Raw genomic sequence first — 24,731 nt, forward strand, 5'->3', positions numbered from 1 at the left:
TTGGCAATTCCGATGATACGCACACCATCAGTCTGGATGGATCGAATCGGCAAGCGGATGAAGCTCCGCGACCTTTACATCTTGTCGGCCGTGGTTCGGTGGGGGAGCATGGCGAAGGCCGCATCCCACTTGGGAATGTCCCAGCCCGCGGTATCGGAGGCCATAGCAAGCCTGGAGGCTGCGCTAGGTGTGCGGCTTCTGAATCGCCATGCGCAAGGCGTTGAATCTACAATCTACGCAGATGCCCTTCTCAAGCGTGGTCAAGTGGTTTTTGACGAGTTGATGCAAGGCATCAATGACATTGAGTTCCTCACTAATCCAGAGGTTGGAGAAGTCCGCATTGCCTGTGCGGAATTCTTGTCCGCCGATCTACTGCCGCGCGCGATCAGCCTTTTCTCGCAGCAATATCCGCACGTCGTTTTCAGCGTTGTTCAACAAGACACGACCACATTGGACCATCGCGAGCTGCATGAGCGCGTCGTCGATCTTGTACTTGCCCGCATGCCTGTGAATTTTGTAGACGATGATCTGAATGTCGAAGTGTTGTTCGAAGATCCGCACTGCATCGTCGCCGGAACGAGTAGCCCTTGGGCAAGTCGCCACAACATTGCGCTTACGGAAATCGCCGGCGAACCGTGGATCATTCCGCCGTCGTCCATCATTGAAAAGTTCGTTCAAGCAGAATTTGAAAAAAGAGACATCAAGTTGAATGTTGTCGTGAATGCAGCTTCAATTCTGCTTCGCAACCAGCTGCTGTCAACGGGACGCTACATTTCGGTTCTGCCTTTTTCTTTGTTATCGGGAAATGCCAAGCAATGGTCAATCACCGCCCTGGAGGTGGATGACGTGCATCTAACGCCGCCACCGATCTCGCTCATTACATTGAAGAGACGAGCATTGAGCCCGGTTGTTGAACGTTTCGTCGAGCATCTGAGAGCTATCACGAAATCGATGGGCCCGCCCGCGACGCATTCAACGTCTGGCGCAAGCCGCCGCTGATGAATATCTCTTGTGCGCCCGGGAACGCCTTCGTCAAATGCGCCTCTAGTTGCGGGCCGGTCAGAAACTATGTCGGATTCCAACCATTGCACCTACCTGGCTCATACCAGTACCGGGCGTGGTCCCGCCGAGACTGACCGAGTATGCGGCTTTGCGGCTGTTCTGCAGGAAGGCAAGATTGGCATAGAGCGCCGTCCGCTTGGACAATGAATACGTAATGTTAGCCATCTCCATGTTGGCTCTCGTGTCCTGTTGCGAATTGACAATCCGTTGGACCAACCCTTCAACTGACAGCGCAGCCGTAATCTGGTACAGCGCTTCCAGCGCCACTTGATCCGAGGTAATTCCCATCCCTGATAGCGTTTGCGGTTCAACGTGCCGATGCTCCCAGAGTGCCGAAATTTTTAACGCACCGAACTTCAAGTAGGTGTCGGCGAGCATGCGCGTATTTCGATTGGAACTCGACGTGAAAGGGAGTGGCGCTGCACCATTGAACAAATTCACGGCGGAACCCGGTCCACCATTTTGACTGTCATATGCAACTCCAACACCCCACGGATCCCCGGCGTAACTCAGCATGGCCGACCACTCCCGGCAGGCGGAAGCATTGCCGGGCAAGCTGCCGGCACAGGTCCCCTCTCCCGGCGTGTTGAAGCCTCCAGTGGGTGAATTGTCACGCCCGAACGAATAGGCAAAACCGGCACTCAGGTTGCCGATGTCCTTCCTGTAGGCGACGCTGTTATCAGACCGCGCGTTCGGAATCCATGGATCTATCGATCCAAATCCATAGATGTTTGGCCCGACCGAACTGAACAGGGAAAGCTCTTGCACCAGCATAGAGTATTGCCGACCAAACGTCAGCGTGCCATAAGGCCCGTCGATTCCGACAAACGCCTGACGCCCGAACAACCGCCCTCCTTGCTTAGATAGTCCGGTCCCAACATCGAATCCACTCTCAAGCGTAAATATCGCCTTCCACGCTCCGCCTAATGGCTCCTTGCCGGTCAACCCCCATCTCGACGGCACGGTACCTGTATTAGAAGGTTCTCTTACGACAGAAGCGCCAGTTGAATTCGCGTGATTGATATATTCGATGCCGGTATCCACGATTCCGTAGAGCGTAACGCTTTGTGCCTCAGCCTTCATACAAACGGCACTTGACATGCATGCCCCTCCAAGCAAAACCAATGCAATTCTCTTCATGTCTTCCTCCTTCTGTATTTATTACGTTATGCAAACTATTATTAAGTTAGTTATTCTTTCAAACTATTCTCTTTCTTACGGCAGACCGAACCCAACTCACTGACTCATGAACACGGCGGCCGGATGGTGTCTTGACGCCAACATAGTTAATTCAGGTGAGAGCGATTTTTACTAATAACTCGCAGTATTTGATGACGTCGAATGTGAAACTGATGCTATGACCGTTGTGTCGGCGTCCTTCTTGCGCAACCTATTCTGGTCGCAAAGCAACCAGATGGCCGGTGAGTCCATTCGCCCTACGCTCATTCAATGGGCAGAAGAAGTCTGCAGTTGGTTCTTTGCGGCACTTTCATCTCGCGTCAGTACCGCGATTGTCGAGAAGATCACCGCTAGCACCCAGAACACCGGGCCTAGAATCCCAGGCCAGACAGGCATATGACCGGGAGCGATGACAAAGAGGATGAATCCGACATCTGCGATGCCAACAGTAGCGAAGTTGATCCAATAACCCCAGATGCTGTTCTTCCAGTTCAAGGTAATCGCTACGGCGATCGCACTGATTGAGAAAAACATAAGATTGAAGGCATCCTGGAAAACGCGCCCTTGGACCATTGACGAATCCATGGATCGGCCCAGCACATAGACCGAATGTGCTGCCATGAAATGCAGACAAGCCCAGATGATGTAAAGAATTGCACCGATTTTTGAATGTGTGTTTGAGCTTCCCATAAAACCTCCGGTTCAATAACTAGTTGACAGTTCCAGCGCAATCGCATGCACCCAACTTTGCATAGCGCGTTGTAGTTAAATTCTGACCATTGACGGGTCTTCGAAATGTTTCTTGTAGCATTGCAGCGCGATCGATGAATCGAATTCTCCTGCCAGCTTGCCCACAACTACCGTCGCCACAAGATTACCGATCACCGTCAGCGTCGCTCTTCCGATCGACATAAACTGCTCAACTCCAAGGAGAAGTGCCACTCCCTCCACGGGCACAACATGCGTCGATGCCACAGTCGACGCGAGCACGACAAAAGCACTGCCGGTGACGCCGGCCGACCCTTTGGATGTCAGCATGAGTATCAACAGGATCCCGATTTGCTCCGACATGCCAAGATCGATACCGTAGACTTGCGCAATGAATAGAACCGACATCGAGAGATAGATGGCGGCACCGATCTGGTTGAATGAATAGCCCGTCGGCATGACGAGTCCGACAGCGCGCTTGGAGACGCCGAGTGCTTCCAGTTTCTCCATCAGCGTGGGTAGCACCGTCTCGCTTGGAACGGTTCCGAGGACAAGAATGATCTCTTCCTTGCAGTACTTCAAAAGCCTCCAAAGACTCAACCCGTTCAGCTGAGCAATCAGACCCAGTACGGCAAAGACGAAGAAAGCCATCGTCAGGTACATGTACCCGACCAGCTTACCCAGGACAAGCAGCGAGCCGATGCCATACTTTCCAACGCTGAAAGCAATGGCGCTAAAAGCCGCAACTGGCGCGTATTTCATGACGATCTTGATAATGCCAAACAGCACAACCCCAATTCGCTCGAAGAATTCCTCAACGGGTTTGCCACGAGCGCCCATCAACGCAAGCGCGCAGCCAAAGAAAATCGAGAACGCGATGATCTGCACCAGGTCCCCATTCACAAAGGCCTTCACTGCATTATCTGGAAATATCGCGACTACAGTGTCGACCCATGTCGTCGCCGCTCCTTTCGAGGCATTTGGCAACGCAGATCTTGTTATAGCGGCAACGGGAACCCCGCCGCCTGGCTTTGCAATGTTGGAAACCAACAAACCCAGCGCAAGCGCCACGGTGGTGATAATTTCAAAGTAGACAAGCGCCATCAAGCCGATGCGGCCTGCCTTGCGGAGGTCACCAGCATTGGAAATACCTGTCACGATCATAATGAAGACGATAGGTCCAATCACCATCTTTATCAAACGCACAAAGATATCTGCAAGGGGCTTGATTTCTACTCCGACATTCGGAAAGAAATGACCTACCAGAATACCCATGAGCACCGCCACAAGAACGTGGAACGTACGTCCTCGATACCAACGGCGCTGATTTGCTCCACGCTTCGACATGTCTGTCTCCTCCTTTATGCTTTGATATTCCGCGCGCCGAACGTATGAGCGCAATCGCTCTCTCCAGTCTCGTAACAGGCTTCGCCTGCGGACCACGGCGAGGCGATTCGTATTACGATTCATAGAGCCAGTCAGACTCAAGACAAGACGGAGTGCGCAAAGTACCGCCTCTACAACCCCTCAAACTTCAGAATTAATGTCTTTGCGGGCGTTTCCACACCAAATGCTAGGTCCATCCGAATTTGGCAAGAAGCTGGAATTTCCGCTAACCCTATCGGTTTTGCTTATGCCACTTGAGGCGAAGCTCAGGGACGCGCAGTGGCGGCGGCTGCGCATGTGAGCCGCCGCGTTTCGCTGTCACGCTAGAGGGAGTTATGCGAACCGTCGCATAGCGGGCTCGATCCGGTCTGCTTGCAACCGCAAAAGTAAACCGTTCCGTCTTCCTGGGCCGTGAACTTGACCGGTGTGAACTCGGTGGTTTTGTGGCTGCCATCACAGAACGGTTGCGACTGACTCAGACCACAGCGGCACCAGTAGTAATCCTTGCCGGCCTCAACGGAAACAGCGAACGGGCTCCTGGCCGCGATTTTGCCCTTTGACATAATGATTCTCCTTTCAATGAAGGTGTTTGGAAGTCGGACCCGACCTCCGAGTCGAGCCCGATTTCTTCGCCGATTTGCCGAGATTTGGTGAAGCCACGGCAGCAATAGAACGACAACGCCGACTGCTCCCAGATAGCCAACGAGTATCCGCCGTGTCAGGAGATTCCAGGCGCTCTGGCTCCAGTGCTCGGACGCAAGATTGGCGAGTGCACCGGCTACGCAGGTTAGGAAGCAGTTCAATAGTCCCGGAGCGATGACGCCGACTCCACGCAAATATCGTATCCTCAATTTGCCCATCAGGCTTGCATGGTGTCGCATGGAAGTTGTCTCTCAGCAAAGGGTTCGCGAAGCGCCAGCGTTTCTGAAGATCTGTTCGTTTCCGACGGACTTCTGAATTCATCCCCTTCAACTGTGTCAGGTGCAGCGCTCCAGGCAATCCAGTTATTTTCAACGGGACCATTCCACCGCGGAAGCTGGATATTCCGTTGACCCTATCGGCAGACCTAATGACTCCCGCCCTCGCCACGCACACCAACGTCGACGACACCCATCGGTCTTCCTTATAGGGGTAGACGAAATTGCAGCTTCCACGTAACGGAGTCGCTCCCTAAGATGCCCTGCAGGTTGGACCTTCAGGAGATCCCACGCGATCGAACCGACACACGGTCCAGTACCCCATACAACTCAGAGCAAGCAAAACATGACTGAATCGAAAGTGATTGTGGTTGGCGCTGGTCCTGTGGGCCTGACGCTGGCAATGGACCTGGCATGGCGAGGCGTAGAGGTCGTGGTGGTCGAAGCGCGCGCGGACGGAGAACGCCCCGCGGTCAAATGCAACTCCGTTTCGTCGCGCTCGATGGAGGTGTACAGACGGCTCGGCATCGCCCAAAAAATCCGCGAAGTCGGTCTTCCTCCTGACCACAGCACCGATGTGCTCTCAACAACGAGCGTCACGGGCATTGAGCTATCCCGGCTTGTCCTGCCGTCGCGCAATGGCAGGAAACAAGGTGTGGCCTCCCCTGACAGCTGGTTCCCCACTCCCGAGCCTTCGCACCGCGTGAACCAGTTGTTCTTTGAACCCGTCATCTTCGAGCACGCGGCACAACAACCGCGGATCAAAATCCTGAACCGGCACGAATTCGTTGAATACGTTCAGGAAAAGCATCGAGTGATTGCACGCGTACGCGACCTGGATTCAGGCGAGCTCAAGGAAATCGCCGGTGCCTATCTGGTGGGTTGCGACGGTGGCCGCTCCATCATCCGCACGATGATCGGTGCCACGTTCATCGGTACACCCCAAATCCAGAAGGTGCAGTCCAGCTTCATTCGCGCGCCCAAGCTGATGTCGCTCATCGGCTCGAATCCGGCGTGGATGTACTACGTTCTGAACCCGCGGCGCAGCGGTACCGTCATCGCGATTGACGGTAAGGAGCACTGGAATGTTCACAACTTCCTCTACAACAACGAAGACTACGACGAGGTCGATCGGGACTGGGCAATCCGCCAGCTTCTCGGAGTCGGACCGGACTTCGAGTACGAGATCATCTCGAAAGAAAACTGGGTGGGACGGCGGATGGTCGCTGACAAAATGCGGGATGGGAGAGTCTTTATTGCGGGTGACGCCTGCCACCTGTGGATTCCCGCCGCCGGCTACGGCATGAACGCAGGAATCGCTGATGCGGCCGATCTCGCGTGGATCCTCGCGGCAGCGTTGCAAGGCTGGGCCGGCGAAGGCGTGCTTGACGCATATGAAGCGGAGCGAAAGCCAATCACGGAACAGATCTCCCATATCATCACCGAAGTAGCCGTTGCCGTTATGCAGCAGCGTCGCAACGTCCCAGCGGACATCGAGGACGACAGCCCTGCTGGCGAGGCATCGCGCAAACGCGTAGGCGAGCAGTCACACGATCTCGAGCTCAAACAACAATGCTCGGCCGGCCTCAACTACGGCTACTACTACGGCGACTCGCCGATCATTTCCTACGACGGCGCGAAGCAGCCGGCGTATTCGATGCACGAGTATCAACCGTCCACGGTGCCCGGTTGCCGTGCACCGCACGTATGGCTGGACGGCCGGCGCTCTCTTTACGACGAGCTCGGCCCGTACTACACGCTGGTTCGCGTCGATCCGCTTATCAACATTGGCCCGCTTGTTCAGGCAGCCCACAAGCGCGGAGTTCCGATCAAAGTCCTTGACCTGAAACCGTCAGAAGCAGGTGGTCAGTATGAAATGGGCCTAACGCTGGTGCGCGCAGACCAGTATGTCGCCTGGCGTGGCAATGCCGTTCCGGCCGACCCCGTGAAGCTGGTTGACGTCATTCGCGGCGCAGCGCGTGTGCGAGAGGCGACGGAGATCTAATGTCAGCGAGCGGCAGCAGTTCCATAGCAAGAGCGGACTCCGCGAAGAACATCTCCTTTGTCGCATACAGCGACCAGGGTGCGCGACCCGATGGCGTACAAGTCATCGTGCACAAGGGCTTTGCCTATGTCGGCCATATGTTCAGTGACGGGTTCAGTGTGCTGGACGTCAGGGATCCACGAAGGCCGGAGGCTGTGGCGTTCGTGCCGATGCCCAAAAACACGCGTTCGCACCACCTTCAGGTCGCCGACAAGCTGCTATTGGCAATCAATGGTCCGAGCATCTGGACGCTCGCCCAGTTTCAGGACCAAAGCAAGTATTTCGCGAGTACGCTGACGACTTCATTCAAGGACAACGAGCTCGCCTTCGCAGCCGGCGTCAGGATCTACGACATCAGCGTGCCATCGACACCGCGAGAGATCGCCTTTCTTGAGATACCGGGTCTCGGCGTCAATCGCATCTGGTGGACCGGTGGGCGATATGCGTACGTCGCCGTGCACGAACAAGGCTACACAGATCACGTCATGGCGGTAATCGATCTTTCAGTCCCGGAGCGGCCCGAGATCGTGAGCAGGTGGTGGCTGCCCGGTCAATGGATCGCAGGTGGCGAGCTATCCGCACTGCCGGCCGGAAAACGCCATGCGGCTCACCATGCGATCATTGCGGGTGATTTCGCGTACGGCGCATGGCGCGACGGCGGCATCACGATCCACAGCATCCGTGACCTGTCCAAGCCGGTCATGATCAGCCACTCGAACTGGAGCCCGCCATTCACCGGCGGAACGCACACCGCACTGCCGCTTCCCGAGCGAAACCTGCTGGTCGTTGCGGATGAGGCGACTACCGTGAACTGCGCAAATGGTATTCCGCGGATTTGGGTCGTCGATATCCGACGTCCTGAATCTCCCGTGCCGATCTCAACGTTGCCGGTACCCAAAGAGTTCGACTACTGCCAGAAAGGAGGGAAATTCGGCCCCCACAACCTGCACGAAAACCGTCCTGGATCGTTTCAGAGTTCCGACATCGTTTTCGCCACGTACCTGAATGCAGGCGTTCGGGCCTATGATCTTCGCGATCCATTCCAGCCGGTGGAGTTGGCGCACTACGTGCCACCACCGCCTGCGCGCATGATTGATTCTCGACCGAACGCGCCCGCCGTGGTGCAGTCAGGTGATATCTTCGTCGACCCGGAAGGGTTGATCTACCTGACTGACCCGAATGCTGGTCTGCACATTCTGCAGTTTGAGGGTTAGCAAATAACCAGGTAACCCGTGTGTTGACCGGCTGTCCACCGCTAATCAATTGAATCCGCTTCAGCGAAAAGTCACGAACATGAACGATCTGTCTACAAAAATCTCATTGGGAACAGCAACGCCGGGGGGCGGCTTCCCCTTGTACGGAGATGCGGCCGCCGCCGCTATCAACGAGACTGATGCCTCGCTGCTGGTACAAACACGAAACACCGCCGGCAGCACAGAGAACATTCGTCTACTGGAAGCGGACGAGCTCGACCTGGCGCTGGTCGCAGGTGAGCCGGCCTATGAAGCTTTCGCAGGAATCGGCCGATCCGCCTCGAACCTGAAAATCATCGCGGCTATCTATTCCAGCCCGGGAATGTTCGCAGTCAGGGGTGACAGCACTGCCAGGTGTGTGCGGGATCTGGTTGGCAAACCGATCGCGTGGGGCACGCGTGCATCCGGCATCACCCTGCTCGGCAAGTACGTGATGGATGGGTTGGGTCTGGACAGAGAACAGGACTTTGAGCCGCACTTTCTCGACAAGGCAGCTGATGGTCCAGTCATGCTGGCCGAGGGCAAGGTTGCAGCGCAATGGGGTGCGGGAATTGGCTGGCCAGGGTTCACCGCGATCACAAATGGGGGCGGCCGATTGATCGGACTAGCGGCCGACGAGATCGAACAGATCCGCGCCAGGCACAATTTTTTGAAACCCATTGTCGTCCCCGCCGGTTCCTACGCGGGGCAAGCAGAACCAATCCAGGCAGTTGGATCATGGAGCTACATCCTGGGCCGAATCAGCCTGGATGAAGAACTGGCCTACCGCTTTGCAAAAGCACTTGACTTCGCTCATGCAAGACTGGTCCAGCGCGTTGCGCAGGGTGCCGAGACCCGGCCGGAAAATACCCTGGCCGCTTCCCCTAACTTGCAACGGATTCACCCCGGCGTCTTGCGCTACCTCGCGGACAAAGATGTAGACAATATCGTTTGACGCCGGGCACCTGCGCGACGGACTTCGCAAGCCTGACAGAGATCAGGCACTATAGTCCGGCTGATACAACGGCTGCGCGGCCTCGAACGCCGCGTGTTTCGACGCGTGCTCATAAACGTCAAGAGCGCGTGGATACGCCCGCAGATCGCACTCCATGCGCAGTGCGTTGGCGATCTGCGGCACCAGACACACATCGGCGAGCGTAGGCTGCGCGCCGAAGCACCACGGACCTTCATCGCTGCGTTCGAGCAGTCGCTCAGCGCTGCCCATCCCCTCTGCAATCCAGTGCCGGTACCACGTGGTCTTCTGTTGCGGCGTGACCTTCAGTTCCGTTTCCAGATAGCGCAAGATGCGCAGATTGTTGACGGGATGGATTTCACAGGCGATCAGCAACGAGAATTCGAGCACGCGGGCGCGCAGGTTCGGTTCGAGCGGGATCAAACGCTGTTCAGGATACTGCCGGTCAAGGTAATCGATGATCGCCAGAGACTGACCGAGCCTGAAATCCCGGTCGATCAGCGTAGGCACCAAGGCAGACGGATTCACGCTCGCTACGTAACCGACCGCACGATGCTCGCTTGTGCGAATGTTGACGGGCAGCGTTTCATAAGCGATGCCCTTGAGAGCGAGCGCGATGCGCACGCGATACGATGTTGAACTGTTGAAGAAGCTATGGAGTTGCACAATGAGTTCTTCCATCAATTGCCACGCCTGACGTCAAACGACGCTCACGGCGATTTCACCTAGACGATCGACCCCGACCTTCATCGTGTCGCCCTTCTGCACCGCGCCAACGCCTTCAGGCGTGCCCGTGAAGATCAGATCACCAGGTTCGAGCCGGAAGAACTTCGAGAGATATGCCACTGTCTCCGCGACTGACCAGATGAGGTACGACACGTCGCTCTTCTGTTTGGTCTCGCCGTTGACCGTCAACCACAGGCCGGCGCTTTCGAAGTGACCGACTTCGCTGGCCGGATGAATTGGCCCGATCGGCGCAGAAAAGTCAAACGCCTTGCCAACCTCCCACGGTCGCCCCATCTCGCGCATTTTCATTTGCAGATCGCGCCGCGTCATATCGAGGCCTACCGCGTAACCCCACACGTGCTCGAGTGCCTGCTCGACATCGATATCCGAACCGCTCTTGCCAATTACCGCGACGAGTTCAGCTTCGTAATGGTAGTTCCGCGTCTGCGACGGATAAGCCAGTTCGAGTGTTTCGGCATAAGCGACGGGCACGATGGCATCGGCCGGCTTGCAGAAGAAAAACGGCGGTGCGCGATCGGGATCAAAGCCCATTTCGCGCGCGTGCGCCGCATAATTTCTGCCTACACAATAGACGCGGCGCACCGCGAATTGAGCGTCGCCGCCGGCGACGGGGACAGCGATAGGCGCCTCGGGAGGGAAAACAAAAGCCATAGTGTTTTAACTCGACAGGGTTAAGAAGGCAGCAGCGCGTACAGAAGCGAGCCGGTTGCGTCTAACTGCGTTCTTCGCGCAGCAAATTCAGTTCGGCAAGCACGGGGCGATCCGAGTAGCTGAACAACACGCTCTCCGTCGATGCCGAGAGCCGCACGGGCGCCCACGACGGTGCGATAAACACGTCATGCGGTTCGAACAGGAACTCATCGTCGCCGATCCGGACCGTGCCCCTGCCTTCCACGACACAGTAAATCGTTGCGTCGGTGCTGCGATAGGCACGCCCCTCGAATCCCGCGGGGAGGTATTGCATAAACGTTGCGATGTCCGGCATGGGCCAGCCGCCCGTGGCCGGATTCACATAGCGCAGCTTTACGCCATCCCACTCGTCCAGTTCACCATTGCGGTACAACGTGTCGAGCGCTTCGCGGCTGCGCGCGTACGGGTAGCTGAAGATCGGCGAGGTGGGATCGGATACCCGGTGCCTGACAGGCCCCATGTTGTGGCCAAAACGCGCAAAGCTGTCGCCCTCGGGCCGCGAGATCGGCTGCGTAGCCTCGGAGTAGTTTTCCGCAAAACCGGCGTCCATGTGCGCGACAAGCGGGATATCGAGGCCGTCAAGCCACACAACGGGTTCGCCGCCCTCTTCCAGAGAGGGATTGCCGTGGTCATGCCATGTCCACGATGGCGTAATGATGAAATCACCCGGGTGCATCGTTGTGCGCTCGCCGTTGACCGCCGTCCAGGCTCCCTTGCCTTCTACAATGAAGCGCAGTGCCGACTGCGTATGCCGGTGGCTGGGAGCAATCTCGCCGGGCAGAATAAGTTGCAGTCCTGCGTACAGGTTCGGCGTCATACTCGACTTGCCGGGGAGGCCCGGGTTTTCAAGTACTAACACTCGGCGCACAGCTTCTTCGGCGCTGATCAGAGAACCGGCCCGCATCACGAGATGTCGCACCTGCGCGTACTTCCAGATCGCAGGCACTGCTTTCGGCCGAGGGGTTTTCGGAACGAGGCTGTGCAGCGATTCCCAAAGCGGCGTCATACCCTGGCGGGCAATCTGCTCGTAGTAGGCGGTGCGCGATGCAACCGGATTATCGTTAGTCATTGCGTCTCCTTTCGGTGCTGCGGGCAACGCGCGCGTTCAAAGGTGCCCTTGCTCTACGAGGCCACGACGGATGTGCTCGATCTCCGCTTCGCCAATCTGCAGAGCCTGCGCTGAAGTGTGGACAGAGTAATAGCCAAGCACCAGGTCATGGGGATGCGGGACCGCTGAGCCAATCACGTACTCCGCATCATCCAGGGCGAGGAAATCTACGGCTGTCTCGCCGGGTTCGAAGATAATGATCTCGCCGTGCTCCAATACCTCAGGGATAGAGACTCGTCCTTTACCCATAGCGAGCCAGAGGACGGAGTGCCCCTTAGGCGGCTGATAACGCCACCGCTCGCCCGCCTTGAGAGTAACCGCGAGATAGTTAATCGACATGGCTATCGCAATCGCGCTTTTGGCACCCTCATGCTCCCCAAGCAGCACTCTGGCGGGCCCTACTTGCGCAATGTCGGCTGCGGACTGATAGACGCTTTCCGACGGACCTAGCTCCAACTCCGGCGGCAGCGCGACCCATAGCTGGAAACCACGAGTCAGACCCGGCTCGCCCGCTCCCCCGGCATGCCATACGCCCTTGCCTGCGCGCATCCATTCCACGCAGCCCGCATGCAGCATGCCGCTCGCGTTGTTGGTGTCTTCATAGCTGACACTACCTTCGGCCACGTAGGTCAGCGTCGCGAGCCCCGAATGGGGATGCAAGCCGAAGGTAGGAAAGACGTCCCCACGATTGTCAAACAGATCGAGGAAAACGAACGGCTTCAGGACCCGGCCCAGATCACCAGGACTCATCAGGCGCGTGATGTAGCCGTGGCTCTGACCACAGGAACGATAAGCGATGGCACGAGACTGATCGGACTCGATAGCTGCGGTATTGAGCATGGGACCTCTTGTAAGGCCGGAGCGAAACGGAAACGAAGATGCGTGCGATATCAAACTGCCAGATCAAGTTGCCGGCCTCCAACGTGTCAGACAGAAAGTTCAGGTGTCTTCCGTCAGGAACTCGATGATTAGCTTTCCTACCTCATCCGCTCTTTCGATGTTCGGGCAGTGGCCCGCGTTCGCGAGAACGGCCGCACGGGCGTCAGGAATGCGCGCAGCGAGTTCGTCGGCGAACCCCGGAAGCCGCAGCCTGTCCCGATCCCCTGCAACGATGAGCGTTCTGGCTGTTATGTTTCCATATGGCGTGCGATCGGCGCCGCCGAACTCGGTACGAACGGGCGCCTGCGGCGAGCGAAAGCGCGCCGCCGCGATCGCCTCCCATGCCCCGGGCGCGACGCTCAGTGCATGGCGGCGGCGGACGTACTCGCGATCCTGATACCAGACGGGATCTTCGAATATGGCAGCGAGCAGACCGGCCATTGCTTCCTCGCTGCCGTCATAGTCGAGCAGGCGGCGGCGCTCTTCGTTGTCGGGAATGAAACCGCCGCCGCTAATCGCGACCAGGCGATCTATCGGCAAGCGGCACGGCGTTTCGGCGGCCATCTGAAGCAGAAAGGTTGCCCCCATCGAATTGCCGACGAAATTCGCCTTGTCCAGCGCCATCAGTTGAATGAAGCGCACCATGTGCGACAGCATGCGCTCACGCTTGCTGTCGAAATCATGAATCTTTGCAGTCCTGCCGAAACCAAGCCAGTCTGGGGCAATCACCCGGAAATGGCGGGCGAGCGCGGGTATGAGATATTCCCAGCTCGTCTCGGCACCACCGCCAAACTCGCCGCTGTGAAACAGCACGACTGCGGGCCCTTCGCCAGCCTCGAGGTAATGAGTGCGCATCCCATCCACCTCGACATACCGGCTGCGATGCACTACCTCGACGGGCGGCACGCGCCATTTCTGCTCGCTTGTGACCACGGTGTTCACGACAATGCTCCCATTGGCCGCAGGCGGCGCAGTTCGGCGCGAGGACCCGCCGCCATCATGTCCGGCGTCCATTCCGCAGCGGGATCGACTGTACAGATAACCTTGCTGACACCAGGCACGCGCGCCACCACCTGCTCCACCTGAGCGATGATATTGGCCGCCTGCCAGCAAACCGGACTGGTCAGGCGCAACTCAAGGTACGCCGCACCGTCGTCGTTCAGCGTCATCTTCGTCACCATTCCCATGTCGATCAGGCTGATTGGAAGGCCTGTCGCAATCGAGCAGGGATCGACCACCTGATTGAGCATGGCGCGAATTCCAGCGGTGTCACGCATTGGAAACCTCCTGCACGGTTGAGAACGGTGCGAGCGGCCCGGCTGGCCGCCGGCGCGCGAACTCGTCGTCGCGCGTGGCCAGGAGGCGCACTTCGAGATCTAGTCCCGTCATGCGGCCATAGTTGTCAAACAGAATTGCGCGCTTGGCGGCAAGATCGAGTTGCGGAAGTCCAGCGCCTTCGATCAGCGCCTCCGGAAAAGCGAACTCGCGCACGAACGTTTCCAGCAGCGGCTGTGGATGGAAGGCCATCGCTCCCGTGCCCCACAGTATCCGTTCGATAGCATGCTGCCCTCCTGGGCCGATAAGCGCAGCCATCGCGTGAAGAAATGCCGCCGGGCGGCTGGCCGCCAGAGCGCTGGTGATCTCCAGATTGACATATACATTGTCGAACCGCGCGAGCTGCCAGGCCGTCTCCTCCAGGAATGCCATGCCTCCATGCACAATCTCGAAGTTCAGCCCTGGGAAAGCCATGCATGCCCGGTCGATATCGTCGACCTTGTAATGCTCCATGGGCACTGGCCCAAGCGGAAGTGCCTTATGTACGGCAACGACCTTGATCCCAAGCTTCTCGGCCCGTTCGAACAATGGAAAAGCGATCTCCGGGTCGTCCATCTTCCATCCGCGTATCTCGCTGCCGACCCAGCTGTTCGGATAGAGCTTGAGTCCGACCGGATGCAGCAGTTCCACCTGCCGCTCCAGTTCATCCAGCGCCGCCTTGCCGGTCATCGGATCAACACCGCAGTATGTGATGAATCGATTTGGCCACCGAGCCTGCGCCTCAATTGCCTTGTCCAGGCTGCACAAGCCGTCCTTGAACGAGAATATGGGAAGGACGTGATAGACGGCGAGATCGGTGTCGCTTTCGAGGAACACCTGCTCGGCCGCCTCCTGGATGGACCAGTCCCGATAGAACTGCGCCCGCGTCGGCGCGTAGCCATGCCGCGCTGTCGCCACGACCGATCCATAAACAAGATCGCATAACGGCGCGGCAAAGCGATTGGCATAGTTAGCCGCATCCATGTTATAGGCATGCACGACAGCATCCAGAACGGGAAGACCATCAATCATCGTTCGCCTCCTCAGTGATTTTTAGAGAGTATCTCTATCGATATCACCGACGTCCAGAACAGAAAACTCACTGCCTAATCTCGTTTCAAGATCAGGTGACACGAGAAGTCAATTGAACATTTTGCCGCCCCGCCCCCTGTTCTCGAAGTGAGATTGCCCCATCAGCATTTGCCGTTGGACAGGGCGTGACAGCCAGATAATCTATGCAATATTGGGAGGGCGCGCAGACCCGATGAAGATCGGCATCTTTGCCATGGTGGCCGATGATGGCGAATGAGATCGTGCGCATCACCCGGCACGTCTTTCCGCTTATGGAGGGAAACTGCTCTTCGCGCTCCCTTCACCAACGCAATTCAATAACTTAATTAGCATAACTCTATATTGGAGCGCCTCATGACAGCCCAGCGCCACATCGCTATTAACGCTTTCTATATGCCTTCGCCAACGCAATCATGGGCAGGAATGTGGCCGCACCCGCAGTCAGCCGGAGCTGACTACAACAAGCTCAAATTCTGGACCGACCTCGCCAAACAAGCAGAATCGGGATTGATCGACTGCGTTTTCCTTGCCGATGCGCTTGGCGTGCCGGACACATATGGCGGCGCGCCCGACGCCGCAATCCAGAGCGGCGCGCACTTTCCCGCCAACGATCCAATGATGCTCATTTCGGCCATGGCCTCCGTGACCCGGCATATCACCTTCGGCGTGACCGGCAACACCACTTACGAGCCACCCTATCTCCTCGCCCGCCGTCTGTCGACGCTTGATCAACTCACGGAAGGCCGGCTGGCGTGGAACATCGTTACCGGCGTGATGCCATCAACCGCGAAAGCGATGGGGCAAAGCGAGATGGTTTCACATGACGCCCGCTACGACGTCGCTGACGAGTACATGGATCTTGTTTACAAGCTTTGGGAAGCCAGCTGGGAGGACGGCGCGGCGATTCGCGACCGTGCGCGCGGCATCTTTACGGATCCCTCCAAGGTGCATGCGATTCATCATCGCTCTGAACATTTCGCTTGCGACGGCATTCACTTGTGTGAACCGTCGCCCCAGAGGACGCCATTGCTCTTTTCTGCTGGCGCCTCATCCCGCGGGATTGCCTTCGCCGGTCGACATGCGGAATGCAGCTTCATGTCCACCAACAGCATCGACTTCGCCCGCACAACCACTCAGCGATATCGCCAGGCGGCGGTCGCCGCCGGACGTACACCAGACTCCATAAAAGTGTTCAATGCCGCCACCGTCATTGTTGGTGCAACTGAAGACGAGGCGCTCGATCGGGTCCGGGAATATCAGCGCTACACCAGCGAGGAAGGCAACCTTGCGATTTTTTCCACCTGGCTCGGCGTGGATCTGTCGCGTTACGATCCTGATGCACCGATTGACGTGGTGGAAAGCAACGCTGTCCAGTCCATCGCCGATTCCATGCGCGCTACCGGCGACATGGGCAAAGTGACGTTGCGCGACCTCGCGCGCTTCGCCAATGTCGGTGGCAGAGAGGCATTCATTGTGGGCTCGCCCGATCAGGTCTGCGATACGCTGTTGCAGTGGCGTGACGAAGCCGATGTGGATGGATTCAATCTCGTGCGTACCGTCGAACCAGGTAATCTCCAAAATTTCATCGACCTGGTCATCCCACGCCTTCAGGAACGGGGTGCCTTCAAGACTGGCTATAAGGAAGGCACGATGCGTGAACAGCTGTTCTCTGAAACCGGACCCGGGCTGCGAGCAGATCACTATGGAGCGCGTTTCCGCCCCTCCGTGAACCGCCCATGACCCCCCCCCTTCTGCGAGCACTAGCCGGCATCTGAGACACCCGCCGGCAGGGACAACGTTGCCCGCCACTCACTCGGTGAGCCGCGGACAACGCTTGTCCCGATTACCGAACCTCACCTCGCCTCACACTTTGACGAAGCTGACTCCCGCCAGCGCGCCAAACGGTAACGACGCGAGCGGACCACCGACATCGAGTGCTCCAAGATCGACGGCGAAAAAACCAGCCTTCGCGATAAGCGAGCGGACGGTCGCTTTGGCATCCTGGTCGTCACCGGAATAAAACAGCACGCGATTTCCGCCAGACACTTCCGGTTCGCGCAGAACGTTCACATCGAGGTGGTTAAATGCCTTGACGAGACGCGCACCAGGAACGAGATCGCTAACCACGCTGCTCGAGTGACGGCCGCCAAGATCGACTGCCTTGATACCGTAGGCAGCCAGCGGGTTGCCGGGGTCGTTGGCGTCCGGTGAGTCAGGATCGATCCATTCGACAGGATTGGTGCCGTCGACGACAATGCGCCCGTTCCATGTGGGCAGACCGCCAAGCACTCGTTTCAGATCCACCCAGCGAATGGCGACGAAGACGATGTCCGCCATGGCTGCCTCCTCCGTGGTACCGGCCTTGATCGCCGGACCGAGTTCCTCGACCAATCCCGCGAGGGATTCAGGGCCCCGGCTGTTCGAAATGATCGCCGAAATGCCCACCTTGGCGAACGCCCGGGCCAGGTTCGATCCCAACGCGCCCGCACCGATAATGCCAATGCTCATGCCTCAATCCTCCAACAGTTAATTCGGCTCAGGCCGCCGTGGCCACTACTGCACACCAGGTAGATATGTCGATGACACATCGACACATAGACGAAAGAAAACTCAGGACTGCGGAAGTCGAGACGTCCCGAGCCGCGTGATCTCGGCAACAATATCGGCGATCGTGTAGCGGGAGAGTTCGGTCTCGAGCGCGTTTCTGGCTCGTTGCAGCGCCAGGTGCATGGCTTGCTGAATATTGGCGCCGACCGGACAGTCAAAGCATGGCGGCGTCCGAGGCAGGCTGAAGAGCTCCGTATCCTCGACCGCGTTATAAACGTCCAGCAGGCGGATGCTTTTCACCGGCTTTGCCAGCAATGCGCCGCCGCCGGCGCCTAATTGCGATCTCGTCAACCCTGCATCACTTAACCGCGAAAGCAGGCCGCGAATGACCACCGCGCCCGTATTCACCGACCTGGCCAGATCCTCCGAACGCAGCGGCTTGCCGCCGTTGACGGCAAGCGCTGCGAGTGTGTGGACAGCGACGGCAAAGCGGGTGCTGGTGGGCATAGGGTGGATCGAGCGCCGCGACTAGAGCGCGGACGGAGCCACAATCGAAGCACGACGATTGATCCGGCGGTCGATACTGAATGCACCCGGACCATGGGCTGAGAAGGCTAGAAGGCCGCCCGCCATTGCGACGTTCTTGAGGAAGTTGAACATTTGACCCTGGTCGCCAAATGCATGGTGAAAGATGATCGCGGTCACAACGCAATAGGTCGCCAGCACCCACGCCACGACACGTGTGCGGTACCCAAGAATCAGTGCCGCCGCGCATGCCAGTTCAAGCACCATTGAACCGATATACCCCAGCAGCGGCGCAGGCAAACCCAAGGATGCGATGTAGCCGATCGTAGGGCCCGGCGAAATGAGTTTCTCCACGCCACTGATAACGAAAATTACCGCCATGAGAAGACGCCCAGCCAAAAGGCTTACGTCGTTGTTCGAGTAATCCGAAGTGTTCATTTCAATTCTCCACGAGGGATTTCCAGCTTGATAATGGGGGGACATAAATCTTCCATATGCGTGCTGTCCATATCGCATAAGCTATTGGCGTCGTGACATCGTGTCCAACGGCGAATTCAGATGGTGCGATCGAAAGGGGTGATCGTGGATCACCAGGAAAGCATTCCACCATCCACGATCAAATCCGTGCCGGTGATGTAGGAACTCTCGTCCGAAGCGAGGAAGAGTGCCGCCTGCGCGATCTCTTCTGGTTTTGCAGCGCGGCCGAGCATAATCAGACCGAGGACATGATCCGCCCATTCCTTATTTTTGAGCTGCTCGCGGGTCTGGTTGGTCTCGGTCACTCCCGGGGAAATGGAATTGGCACGGATGCCAAACTCGCGGCCCTCCATCGCCATCTGACGCGTCATGGCGATCACGCCGGCCTTCGATGTGCAATGCGCCAGAGAGCCAAGCGTACGTACCGTCGTGTACGCGTTCGCCGAGGCCGTATTGACAATCGTGCCGCCGTTTTTCTTGAGGTAGGGCCAGGCAGTGCGCGTGAGGAAGAAAACGAGACTGACCTCCTCGTTCAAGCTGCGTGTCCATTCTTCATCTGAGATATCTTCAATCCAGTTGAAATAGGCCATCGCTGCATTGTTGTAGAGCACGTCGATCCGGCCAAAGCGCTCAATCGCGAGATCGACCAATGCGCGGCACTCATCCGAATGAGCGAGATTGCAGGGATGACGGGAGACCATTTCGCCGCCTGCAGCCAGCACCGCCTCTAACGTAGCGGCACCAGCTGCTTCGTTTAAATCGCACCCTACGATGCGCGCACCTTCTCGTGCGAATAGCAGCGCCGCGGCGCACCCCATGCTCCCACCCGTACCTGTGATAATGCAAACCTTATCCTGAAGCCTGCCTGCCATGGTTGTCCTCTCATAGTATTGATGAGGTTGATCGGCTAACACTAGCTGACCTTATAGAGCCCACCGTCAACGACCAACGCCTGCCCTGTGATAAACCCGGCCTCCTCACTCGCAAGGAAGGCAACCGGACCGACAAGATCCTGCGGCTCCGCCAATCGCTTGATTGCCTGTTGCTGCCAGACGGCGCGTTTCGCGTCCTCGGGCATGCCAGCCGTGGCGGGCGTATCGGTCAGCGACGGGAGTATCGCGTTGCAGGTGATCCCGTCGGCAGCGACGTCATTGGCGAGACCTCGCATAAACCCGATCGCGCCCATTTTCGTCGCCATATAGGCACTGAGCGCCTGCTCCGCAATGCCGATCGAATTCGACGAGATGGCGATGAACCGGCCGTAGCCATTCTTGCGCATGCGTGGCACGAAATGCTTCGCGCTATAGAAGTGTGCGTCGAGATTGACTGCGAACCCTCTGCGCCATGTGTCGAAGTCCAATTCGTCAATCCGGCCCCGCGGAAAGGCAGCGGCATTGTTCACGACGATATCCAGACGGTTGAACCTTTCGTCTATGGCCTCCCCGAGTTTCGCCCATGTGGCTTCGATTGACACATCCCCAGCGAAAGCCATTGCCGAATCTCCGGCCAACTTCGCCGATTCAGCCGGCGCTTCCAGATCGACCAAAACAACTTCTGCACCGCATTGCGCAAGCTTGACCGCAATAGCGCGGCCAATGCCTCGGCCCGCGCCAGTGACGACGGCCACCTTCCCTTTCAACGATGTCATGTGTCCCCTCCAGCAGAATTCGGTGCCTGGCACAAGCGTTCATCCCACTTGCCACCGGGCGGATAAAAGAGCACGACTCGCGCCCTTAAGCCAGGTTTCCAATCAGAACGCCGGCGATGGCGATCACCCCGCCAACTCCCTGAAAAACCGAAATCCGTTCGCCGAACGAGAGACCTATGATGAACGAGCCGATCATCACGCCAACGGTCAATGCCGTCACTGCGGCACTAACGGGCGCTCCGGCCACCATCGCTCGCCCCAGAAACCAGAGCGTCAACATGTTGGCGAGAATCATTCCAAGGGTCGGCCATGGCAGTGTCATGCCGGCGCAGAGCTTCATGAAATAGACGGCAATAAGATTGGCGGCGATAGCAATCGCGACCATGACGTAGCTAACAGACATTTTGTCTCCTCCAACAATAGGTATCAGCGGTGCCTTCCGCCAGAGGTCTACGAGCACATTGTTTTGATCAGCAACTTCGTCAACCTGGCTGGTTCAACGCGTCGAACTCATACCGCCTGGCACGGCGGCAGGCGAAAAATGATCCATCTATCTTTTCTTATATCATTTGCATTCCTTATCATCATGTTTGTAAACGGATTGCGAAATAATCGTCCCAACCAAGCATGTCTCTATCTAACCGGCGACATAGCTCGCAGCGCGCCGCGCACCATAGTGCGCGTCCCAATAGTGGAGATGCTCGAGCCAGGGCACATCGGTCAAGCCGATGTCTTCGTTGAACGCCATGACACGCGGCGCGGCTGGATCGAACACCGGCCAATCTGGAAGACTCTTCGCCGCCGGACGGCCGGTACGCGCGAATTCCACCCAGGCAGCGCGGACTGTCTTGCCCAAAGCATAGTCCCCGGGTTGCCATGGCCAATCCCGCAGACTAAAGCGATCGAAACTATAGAAGATAGAGCTGCAGTGAAAAGCGCCCAGGGGCCTCGGGAATGCCTGTTCGTCGTAACTATCAGCCGGCACCGGAGGGGCTTTCTGAAACTGGTAGTAGTAGACGTCGTGCCCAGCTGCTGCATGAAGATGGGCCCATGTCCAATTCTGCCAGGTGAATACACGATGACTATTGGCCTTCAGGCTGGCGGCTAGCGCTTGCGCGTCTGTCGCGGCCGGGTAAAGCGCAAGGAAGCGCTGCGCGTTATCGCCATACTCAGTTTGAACGTACTCGCGATACGCTGCGAGACTGGGGGAGAAACCGATCACGAGGTCCTCGTTCGCAACCGATCCCACGAGTAGCGGAACAGCAGCCTGCTGTCGGCTCTCGAAGATCTGATAGCTTCCCGCCGGCAGTACCGCCCCATCCACAATCGGCTGAGCCGCGTCAAAGATCCCTTGCATATTGGTGCCGTCGACACCACTCGCTGCGCGAATCGTATCGACATCGAGCGTTCGGATGTCGAGGTTGGCACCGCCTGTAATACCGTCGGCCCAGGCTTTGCCCGACCGTGTTGCCGCCGCCAGAGATTGCCAGCGATCAGCCACACCGGTATTGTCAGCCACAATACCGAAGCTGCCGCCGCTTTCAGCAATCGCGCGATGGAACAGGCCGCGTGCGCGGGGCGATGCCATGAGCAAGCTCACGCTGGAGGCGCCCGCGGAAATGCCAAAGATAGTCACGCATCCCGGGTCGCCGCCGAACGCAGCAATATTTTCGCGCACCCACTGAAGCGCCGCGATCTGGTCAAGCAGCCCGTAATTGCCGGAAATGCCCTCTTCATCTTCCAGTGACAGCTGGGGATGGGCGAGAAAGCCGAGTTTCGCCAAACGGTAGTTGATGGTAACGAACACCACCCCGTCGCGCGCCCACGCATCCCCATCGAAGAAGGGAGACGATCCTGATCCGAACTGGAAGCCACCAGGGTGAATCCACACTATCACCGGACGCTTCTCCGCGACATCCCTGGCCGCCGTCCATACGTTGAGGTACAGACAATCCTCCGACTGGTTTTCAGCGCCAAAGGGGAGAAGCGAATTACCTAACATCGATTGTTGAATCGCAATCGACTTCGTGCGCGTGGCGTCTCTCACCCCACTCCAGGCAGCCGGAGGCTGTGGAGCACGCCAGCGCAGTTCACCAACAGGCGGCGACGCGAACGGAATGCCACGAAACGCAGTCACCTCGTCGTCCACGGACGGCTCCCCCCTCAACTGCCCCTGGCTTACTGTTACGATCTCATTCATATTTAGCTCCTCGCATACCGACAAGCGATCAGGTTCGACTTATCTCGTTCTGACTCCGTGCGTTAAAAGGCGCACGCAGGCCAGTCTGCTCCATAAGGGGAAGCACGTCTCGGGTGAAGCGCGCGATCCCGTCCAGCGGATCGACCCAGGTCAGCAGAATGCCGTCGAGCCCGCAGTCCGCCAGCATCGCGAGGCGCTCCGCGATGCGCGTTGCGGGGCCGATCAGCGGAAAACCACCACCGCTGCCGGCCATGCGCTGGCGGAAAGCCTTCAATGCCTCAGGCGACATGAGCTTTGCGTGCTCCAGCTGCATCTGCATCCACGCGTCGACGCAGGCCTTGTCTTCATAGTTGACAATGCAGCGGTGGTAATAGGCATCCGCCTCCGCCTGCGTATCACGCTGCATCACCATCGAATTGGTCCATACCTGGATCTCGCGGCCGAACTCCTCTCTCGCGAAGCGCTTGTACTCGTCCACTTGCCGCCGGATCGCCTCAGGCGACTCAGACTGGACGATGAGAAAGCACATATCGGCGTTCTCGCATGCAAATTGCCGGCCCCGGTCCGAACCACCTGCGTTCATGATCGGCGGGTTCGACTTCTGCACGGGCTTGGGCATCGACGATCCACGCGCGACATCGAAGAAGTCCCCGTGAAAATCGAATTCCTCATGAGATTGCCAGAGCTGGCGAATCACGGCGAGCCATTCCGACAGATGGTCGTAGCGTCGATCATGTTCCTTGAAGGGCGCGCCGAACATCTCGAGTTCGGGCTTGTTCCAGCCGCCTACGACATTCAGCCCGAAGCGGCCACCGGAAATGATATCGATCGTCGCGCTCTGCTTGGCCGCGAGGATAGGATGGATCGTGGGGGCATGCGAGGTTGCAAAGACCGCGGAATAGCGTGTGGCCTGTGCAATGCCCGCGGCCCAGGTGAAAGGATCCATCGTGACGCCGGTGGAATCGTCATTGCCACCGGTCACCCAGCCTTTCCAGCGGGCGTAGGAGACAATTGCCTCGAAACCGGCTGCGTCTGCCATTTGTGAAGTCTTCACCGACAGGTCCCAGGTTGGCTCGTAGGCTTCCGGTACCGTCGTCATGATTCCACCCCTACCATTTATGGCAAAGATGCCGATCTTCATTCGGTTGGCGTTGAAGATCGGATTGGTCGAGCCAGGCATCAATGTCCCTCCTGCAGGTCTCTGCTTATATAAACATATGCGACGCTCGACACGGTCGGCGCGTCTTCCTTATGTCGCATAGATTATCTGGCTGTGACGGCATGTCCAGCAGCAAATGCTGATAGGGCAATCTCACTTTGAGATTTCATTTGGCAGTCTCGATGAAGAGGCGCGAAGGCCCGAAGGACGTTCACAAGATTCGATCATGCCATCAGGATTTGCCGTTGGACACGCTACGAAGGCGCCATTAGCTTATGGGGTATGGGCTGGCACGCATAGACGCGAAGACCGTGACGAGCCAGTCAGTTGAGCCCTATCTACAAGGAGAAGACAGAATATGGCAACCCCGCAGACCCGTACCAAAGCTCTGATGTGGCATGGCAAGCCCTTTTCGATCGAAAGCTACACCAACGGCCCCGTCTTTGTAGCGGACACTGACCTGAGCCGGGCAAACAAGGAAGTGTTTGAACGGCATCTCGTCGCGGAATGGTCGAGCGACATCGAAGAAACGATGGCGACGGTTCATCCCGTTGGCGCCTACCAAAGAATTCCTGCACTAGGCGTTGACGTGGACAGCTTTAACGGCATCCGCGAGTTCTATCTCGACCGTTTCGAAAAATGGCCCGGTCCGGCGCTCAAGTCTTTTACGCGTGTGACCGTTGTGGACACTTTCATCTACGTCGAGGGAGAGTTTGACGTCGAAGCCGCCGGGGACGACCTGCAAAGTCTCAACGTTTCCGGAAAGTCGGTCAAATCGCCCTGCATGATCGTACTCGAGTGCCGGGACGGTCTGCTGGTTGGCGAGATCGTCTACATGGACAGCGGCGCGCTCAAGGTTGCCTGA

At 57.7% G+C, this 24,731-nt stretch carries 25 protein-coding genes; 6 read left to right on the forward strand and 19 right to left on the reverse strand.

From position 1 onward, the window contains the following. The first annotated feature begins 36 nt into the window (after positions 1–36). Complete coding sequence (locus tag A6V37_RS13090; RefSeq protein ID WP_165614399.1) at positions 37–999, forward strand: LysR family transcriptional regulator; 963 nt, start codon at positions 37–39, stop codon at positions 997–999. Positions 1,000–1,059: 60 nt separating this feature from the next. On the opposite strand, the gene A6V37_RS13095 is transcribed toward A6V37_RS13090, so the two are convergent. The 4 genes from A6V37_RS13095 to A6V37_RS13110 form a co-directional block, all read right to left on the reverse strand. After that, on the reverse strand, positions 1,060–2,202 hold the full coding sequence (locus tag A6V37_RS13095; RefSeq protein ID WP_064265713.1) for a porin: 1,143 nt from the start codon (positions 2,200–2,202) through the stop codon (positions 1,060–1,062). A 306-nt stretch (positions 2,203–2,508) separates the two neighbouring features. Beyond that, the gene (locus tag A6V37_RS13100) at positions 2,509–2,931 is read right to left on the reverse strand and encodes a hypothetical protein (protein ID WP_131799814.1); all 423 of its coding nucleotides are present in this window, start codon (positions 2,929–2,931) and stop codon (positions 2,509–2,511) included. Positions 2,932–3,006: 75 nt separating this feature from the next. Continuing rightward, entirely contained in the window at positions 3,007–4,296 is a 1,290-nt protein-coding gene (locus tag A6V37_RS13105) for a cation:dicarboxylate symporter family transporter (RefSeq protein ID WP_064265715.1), read from the reverse strand. 362 nt (positions 4,297–4,658) lie between these two features. After that, complete coding sequence (locus tag A6V37_RS13110; protein WP_064265716.1) at positions 4,659–4,898, reverse strand: CDGSH iron-sulfur domain-containing protein; 240 nt, start codon at positions 4,896–4,898, stop codon at positions 4,659–4,661. A 700-nt stretch (positions 4,899–5,598) separates the two neighbouring features. Here A6V37_RS13110 and A6V37_RS13115 point away from each other — a divergent pair. The 3 genes from A6V37_RS13115 to A6V37_RS13125 all read left to right on the forward strand — a co-directional run bounded on the left by A6V37_RS13115 (position 5,599) and on the right by A6V37_RS13125 (position 9,483). Then, positions 5,599–7,257, forward strand: coding sequence for an FAD-dependent oxidoreductase (locus A6V37_RS13115; RefSeq protein WP_064286046.1), 1,659 nt, complete (start codon positions 5,599–5,601; stop codon positions 7,255–7,257). Next, positions 7,257–8,510, forward strand: a complete 1,254-nt coding sequence (locus A6V37_RS13120) for an LVIVD repeat-containing protein (protein WP_064265718.1) — start codon at positions 7,257–7,259, stop codon at positions 8,508–8,510. Before A6V37_RS13115 ends, A6V37_RS13120 begins: the two co-directional genes overlap by 1 nt. 79 nt (positions 8,511–8,589) lie before the next feature. Further along, positions 8,590–9,483, forward strand: coding sequence for a TAXI family TRAP transporter solute-binding subunit (locus A6V37_RS13125; protein WP_064265719.1), 894 nt, complete (start codon positions 8,590–8,592; stop codon positions 9,481–9,483). Between the two features lie 42 nt (positions 9,484–9,525). On the opposite strand, the gene maiA is transcribed toward A6V37_RS13125, so the two are convergent. The 7 genes from maiA to A6V37_RS13160 form a co-directional block, all read right to left on the reverse strand. Next, positions 9,526–10,167 (reverse strand): maleylacetoacetate isomerase, encoded by a 642-nt coding sequence (gene maiA / locus A6V37_RS13130; RefSeq protein ID WP_064265818.1) that lies wholly within the window; start codon positions 10,165–10,167, stop codon positions 9,526–9,528. 33 nt (positions 10,168–10,200) lie between these two features. Next, complete coding sequence (locus A6V37_RS13135) at positions 10,201–10,899, reverse strand: fumarylacetoacetate hydrolase family protein (protein ID WP_064265720.1); 699 nt, start codon at positions 10,897–10,899, stop codon at positions 10,201–10,203. Positions 10,900–10,960: 61 nt separating this feature from the next. Next, on the reverse strand, positions 10,961–12,007 hold the full coding sequence (gene gtdA, locus A6V37_RS13140) for a gentisate 1,2-dioxygenase (RefSeq protein ID WP_064286047.1): 1,047 nt from the start codon (positions 12,005–12,007) through the stop codon (positions 10,961–10,963). A gap of 36 nt (positions 12,008–12,043) precedes the next feature. Continuing rightward, on the reverse strand, positions 12,044–12,886 hold the full coding sequence (locus A6V37_RS13145) for a pirin family protein (protein WP_064265722.1): 843 nt from the start codon (positions 12,884–12,886) through the stop codon (positions 12,044–12,046). 99 nt (positions 12,887–12,985) lie between these two features. Next, a complete protein-coding gene (locus tag A6V37_RS13150) occupies positions 12,986–13,867 on the reverse strand; it encodes an alpha/beta fold hydrolase (RefSeq protein WP_207547571.1) in 882 nt (293 codons plus the stop codon). After that, positions 13,864–14,202, reverse strand: coding sequence for a metal-sulfur cluster assembly factor (locus A6V37_RS13155; protein ID WP_064265723.1), 339 nt, complete (start codon positions 14,200–14,202; stop codon positions 13,864–13,866). The genes A6V37_RS13150 and A6V37_RS13155 overlap by 4 nt, the downstream gene beginning before the upstream one ends. After that, positions 14,195–15,271 carry an amidohydrolase family protein gene (locus A6V37_RS13160; protein WP_064265724.1) on the reverse strand — a complete coding sequence of 359 codons (1,077 nt, stop codon included), beginning with the start codon at positions 15,269–15,271 and terminating at the stop codon, positions 14,195–14,197. The genes A6V37_RS13155 and A6V37_RS13160 overlap by 8 nt, the downstream gene beginning before the upstream one ends. A gap of 393 nt (positions 15,272–15,664) precedes the next feature. On the opposite strand from A6V37_RS13160, the gene A6V37_RS13165 reads away from it, so the two are divergent. Beyond that, positions 15,665–17,050 carry an LLM class flavin-dependent oxidoreductase gene (locus A6V37_RS13165; RefSeq protein ID WP_064265725.1) on the forward strand — a complete coding sequence of 462 codons (1,386 nt, stop codon included), beginning with the start codon at positions 15,665–15,667 and terminating at the stop codon, positions 17,048–17,050. A 123-nt stretch (positions 17,051–17,173) separates the two neighbouring features. Here the strand turns inward: A6V37_RS13165 and A6V37_RS13170 are convergent, their stop codons facing one another. The 8 genes from A6V37_RS13170 to A6V37_RS13205 form a co-directional block, all read right to left on the reverse strand. Then, positions 17,174–17,818, reverse strand: a complete 645-nt coding sequence (locus A6V37_RS13170) for an NADPH-dependent F420 reductase (RefSeq protein ID WP_064265726.1) — start codon at positions 17,816–17,818, stop codon at positions 17,174–17,176. 102 nt (positions 17,819–17,920) lie between these two features. Then, positions 17,921–18,364, reverse strand: a complete 444-nt coding sequence (locus A6V37_RS13175) for an Rrf2 family transcriptional regulator (protein ID WP_064265727.1) — start codon at positions 18,362–18,364, stop codon at positions 17,921–17,923. Positions 18,365–18,385: 21 nt separating this feature from the next. Beyond that, positions 18,386–18,820, reverse strand: a complete 435-nt coding sequence (locus A6V37_RS13180; RefSeq protein WP_064265728.1) for a DoxX family protein — start codon at positions 18,818–18,820, stop codon at positions 18,386–18,388. A gap of 149 nt (positions 18,821–18,969) precedes the next feature. Continuing rightward, positions 18,970–19,731: an SDR family NAD(P)-dependent oxidoreductase gene (locus A6V37_RS13185; RefSeq protein WP_064265729.1), complete on the reverse strand. Its 762-nt coding sequence runs from the start codon at positions 19,729–19,731 to the stop codon at positions 18,970–18,972. 41 nt (positions 19,732–19,772) lie between these two features. After that, a complete protein-coding gene (locus A6V37_RS13190; RefSeq protein WP_064265730.1) occupies positions 19,773–20,507 on the reverse strand; it encodes an SDR family NAD(P)-dependent oxidoreductase in 735 nt (244 codons plus the stop codon). A gap of 85 nt (positions 20,508–20,592) precedes the next feature. Continuing rightward, on the reverse strand, positions 20,593–20,910 hold the full coding sequence (locus tag A6V37_RS13195) for an SMR family transporter (RefSeq protein WP_082902581.1): 318 nt from the start codon (positions 20,908–20,910) through the stop codon (positions 20,593–20,595). 234 nt (positions 20,911–21,144) lie between these two features. Beyond that, a complete protein-coding gene (locus tag A6V37_RS13200; protein WP_064265732.1) occupies positions 21,145–22,707 on the reverse strand; it encodes a carboxylesterase/lipase family protein in 1,563 nt (520 codons plus the stop codon). Positions 22,708–22,735: 28 nt separating this feature from the next. Further along, positions 22,736–23,887, reverse strand: a complete 1,152-nt coding sequence (locus A6V37_RS13205; protein ID WP_064265733.1) for an LLM class flavin-dependent oxidoreductase — start codon at positions 23,885–23,887, stop codon at positions 22,736–22,738. A 337-nt stretch (positions 23,888–24,224) separates the two neighbouring features. Between A6V37_RS13205 and A6V37_RS13210 the strand changes: the two genes are divergently transcribed. Beyond that, positions 24,225–24,731 (forward strand): nuclear transport factor 2-like protein, encoded by a 507-nt coding sequence (locus tag A6V37_RS13210; protein ID WP_064265734.1) that lies wholly within the window; start codon positions 24,225–24,227, stop codon positions 24,729–24,731.

The organism is Paraburkholderia ginsengiterrae, assembly GCF_001645125.1.
In the GTDB taxonomy this organism is placed as follows: Bacteria; Pseudomonadota; Gammaproteobacteria; order Burkholderiales; family Burkholderiaceae; genus Paraburkholderia; species Paraburkholderia ginsengiterrae.